Source organism: Nitratidesulfovibrio liaohensis (assembly GCF_011682075.1).
Classification (GTDB): Bacteria; Desulfobacterota; Desulfovibrionia; order Desulfovibrionales; family Desulfovibrionaceae; genus Cupidesulfovibrio; species Cupidesulfovibrio liaohensis.
The window spans coordinates 1-3,891 of sequence record NZ_VSMK01000261.1; the positions used below are offsets into that span (position 1 = coordinate 1).

Here is a 3,891-nt window from a genome sequence, read left to right on the forward strand (position 1 = left end):
AGCCCCTGCCGGGCGGCCCGCTCCACGTGCAGCCCGGCCACCCCGCAATGGTGCGAATTGGTCACCCCCAACGCGGCGCAGCCCATGCGCAGGGCCAGTGGCGCGGCCACGTCCAGCCCGGCTTCCAGCGCCGGATAGGCAAAGCCGCACCCGGCATCCACGCGCACGGTGGCGGGCAGCGGCGTTTCCACGCGGGGTATGGCATCGCCGCGCACCTTGCCCGCCGCCACCTGGTCGGCATACTGCGGCAAACGCGCCACCCCGTGCGAGGGTATGCCCATGCATTCGGCGGCCACCAGCGCCCTGGCCACGGAAGATGCGGCGGCGGGCAGCACGCCCGCCCGCTCCAGCACGGCGCGGCACAACGCCGCGAGATCATCGGGCCTGAGAACCACGGTCATGGTTGCTCCTCGACAGGTTGAACCCGTAACGCATTCACCACGTTGCAGACCCCGCCATGCGGCAGGGGTCAAAGGCGTCACCACGGCAGCGGTTTCGTTCGTTGGCAAAGCCAACGGGCGAAAATACACGCTGGAAACACACCCTACGTGCGCAGGCGGGTCAACGCCTGCTCCAACTGCGCCGCCATTTCCGACAGCTCGCGGATGGCCACGGCGGACTGCTGCATGCCGCCCGCCGTTTCCGCCGCAATGTCGCTGACCGATTGCACGGTGCGACCGATCTGCTCGCTGGCGGCGGACTGCTGCTCCGCCGCCGTGGCGATGCCGTTGACCTGCGCGGCCGAGTCGCCCACGATGCGGACGATGGCCGTCAGCGCCTCGCCCGACTCACGGGCCGAGCGGGTGGCCTCGTCCACAGCCGTCACGGAATGCTCCACCGCATCCACGTTGCGCCGGGCCACGTCCTGAATGCCCCGCACGCTGCCGCCCACTTCCGCCGTGGCCTGCATGGTGCGTTCGGCCAGCTTGCGCACCTCGTCGGCCACCACGGCAAAGCCGCGTCCTGCGTCACCGGCGCGGGCCGCCTCGATGGCGGCGTTCAGCGCCAGCAGGTTGGTCTGGTCCGCGATGTCGGCGATCATCTCCATGACCTTGCCGATGGCCTCTGCCTTCACGCCCAGTTCCTGCATGTTGCGGCGTACCGCGTCCGACCCTTCCGCCACCTTCTCGATGGCGGTGACGGTGCGGGCCACCACTTGCGCGCCGTCTTCGGCGTTGCGGCGCGAATCGTCGGAACTGCGGCTGGTGGCTGCGGCGCTGGCGGCCACCTCGGTCACGGCCGCGTTCATCTGGGTGATGGCGGCCAGGGTTTCGGCCATGCGCTGCTGCTGCACCTCTGCCCCGGCGCCCACCTGTTCGGCCTGGGCGGCCAGTTCTTCCGCCGCCGCGGCGATACGCGCGGAAATGGCGTGGGCCTCGTCCGCCACCGACAGCATGGTCCGGTTGGCCGCTTCCACCCCGGTGCGGGCCTCGTCCGCCTGCTGCATGGCCAGCCGGGCCCGTTCCGATTCCTCGCGGGCGCGGCGCGATTCTTCTTCGGCGCTGGCAAGGTGCGTCTTCAGCGATGCCACCATGTCCACGATGTGGCCGTACACGCCGCTGTGCGGGCTGCCGTCGTCAATGTCGTAATCGCCCTCGGTAACCCGCCGCGCGATGCTGGCCAGTTCGCCGGGGTCCTTGCCCAGCTGGCGCACGGTGCCGCGCGGCAGGGCCACGGCGATGATCGCGCCGATGACCATGGCGGCCAGGGCCACCCCGGCCAGCAGCCATGTGGCGGTGCGCACCGAGGCATCGGACGCCGCCGAGGCGTGTTGCAGCGCCTCGGACGCTGCGGCCTGGGTTGCGGCCACCACCTCCTGCTGGCGGTCCAGGGCTTCGTACTTGGCCAGCATCTGGCGCGAGAAAATGCCGAACAGGCCGGAATAGTTGCCCACGTACCCCATGAGTTCCTGCACGGCGTCCTGTGACGCTTCGTCGGGCTGGGCATCGCGCGCCGCCTGAAAGGCCTTGCGGGCTTCGGTCAGCCGCGCGCGGATGGCGGTGCGCAGTTCTTCGGTGGGGGTATCCAGAAACTGTCCGGTCAGCACGCGCACCTCGGCAAAGGCGGCGCCCCCGGCGTGCAGCATCTGGTACCCCTTCAGCCGCCCCGCGTCGTGGGTGGCCTGCAGCACCCCGGCAAGCGTGCCGTCCAGCGCGGCCACCGTCTCCACCACCTTGGCGGCGTTGGCGTCGATGCGCTGCCGCATGGCGATGGCCTCGTTCTGCGAGTTCACCAATTGGGCGAAGGCGGTCTTGAAGTTCTCCAGGTTTTCCAGCAGCCCCTTGCCGTCGGCCTGCATCCAGTCCTGCGTCAGTCCCGCGCCCGCCGCCTCGATGGTGGCGCGTGCATCGTCCAGGTGCTTGTCCGTGGCGGCTGCGTGGGTCTGCTCGCCGCGCAGCATGAAGCGCCCCATGGAGGCTTCTGCCCCCGAAAGATGACGCATGGCCGTTTCGATGGACGTGGAATAATTGCCGTACACGACCATCTCGTGCATTCCCCGCCAGCCGATGCCGCCCACGATGGCCGTCAGCAAAAGCACGGCCATGAATCCGAGATACAGTTTGGTCTTCAGGAGCATGCCGCCCTCCGGAGCGTGTCTGGTGTTCTGCCTTGCGGACAGAGGAGCACGCCCGCGCGTTCCGGCGCGGCCCGCTCCTGCTTCGGACCCGTCCCCCCTTCGTCTTGCCGCCGCCCCTCCCCGGGCACGACATCAGATTTCCCACCCCGCCCGGCTGTCGCGTTTCCCCCCGTGACAGTTTGCGCGTCTTCCCGGTCGCCCCGGACGGATGCAGCCTGGCCTCATGCCCCCGGCAATCCGGCCCTGCCTGCGCTGCCCGCGGGTTCCGCACACCCGGCCTTGCGATTGGCGGGCGGGGGCTGCTCGGTGCGCGGCCCATTCCAGGGCGAACCCGCACCGGTTCCCCACCCGCCGTTCCAGGAGGAAACGGGTAATCGTCGCAGACTATTTCTTGTAGAAGAACGATGAGTTGGCGTTCTTCACCACGGCCACGCGGGGGTTCTGCATCCCCGCCAGCCAGGTGTTCACGGTTTCCTGCATGTCGCCGGGCGTCAGCAGGCATTCGCGCAGCCGGGCAGGGTCGAGGTCGGAATGCACCACCACCTCGAAGCTGGTGGTGGCCCGCGCGAACAGGAACCCCTTGTGCGCGCCCATGCGGAACGCCCCGGACTCGAAATCCTTCTTCAATGCATGCGCGCACGGAAAACGCCGCACGTAGTCATGGTACACCTCGTCGCCTATGCCCTGGCCGCATTCGGCCACCAGCAGCACCTTTGCCCCCGGCGCGGCGCACTGCACCGCCGTGTTCAGTCCCTTCTGGGCCTGGTACAGGCAAAGATCCTTGGGGGTCCCCCCGCACGAGGCGATGACGATGTCGTACGGCGCGTCATAAGCCAGCCCGTACACCTGCGCCGTGACCCTGGCGGCACTGCGCATGACCAGCGGCGGCCAGCCCGCCAGCACGGCCACCGGACGCTTGGCCGCGTCCAGCACCACGTTGATGGCCATGGCCACCCCGGCCAGTTCACCGGCCTCGTCCAGGTCGAGGCGCACGGGATTGGTATCTATGGCCCCCACGGTGGCCGCCGGGTCGCGCATCAGGCGGTGGTTGGCCTCGATCATGGCGGCAGAGGCGCAGCCGATGGCCACGCCCTTTGCCCCGCCGGTAAAGCCCACGAACTGGTGCGCGTCCACCATGCCGATGACCAGCCGCAGTTCCGCCGCGCCATAGGCGGCGTTGACCTCCACCGGGGTGCCGCGCGTGGTGGCGCCGAAGCGCGCCAACTGCGAGTGCTCGGCGTCATGGGCAACCACCCGGCAGCCGCGCAGGTCCTCCGGCAGCACGCGGCCCAGTTGGGCCTCGTCCGCCGGGG

At 69.6% G+C, this 3,891-nt stretch carries 3 protein-coding genes; all 3 read right to left on the bottom strand.

The features are described from left to right. Nucleotides 1-401 (bottom strand): Ldh family oxidoreductase (locus FVW27_RS09815; RefSeq protein ID WP_167124737.1); only part of this gene is annotated, 401 nt, incomplete at its 3' end. A gap of 143 nt (nt 402-544) precedes the next feature. Beyond that, nucleotides 545-2,578, bottom strand: coding sequence for a HAMP domain-containing methyl-accepting chemotaxis protein (locus tag FVW27_RS09820; RefSeq protein WP_167124739.1), 2,034 nt, complete (start codon nt 2,576-2,578; stop codon nt 545-547). Nucleotides 2,579-2,962: 384 nt separating this feature from the next. Further along, a partial coding sequence (locus FVW27_RS09825) for a lactate racemase domain-containing protein (protein ID WP_167124741.1) occupies nt 2,963-3,891 on the bottom strand: 929 nt, incomplete at its 5' end.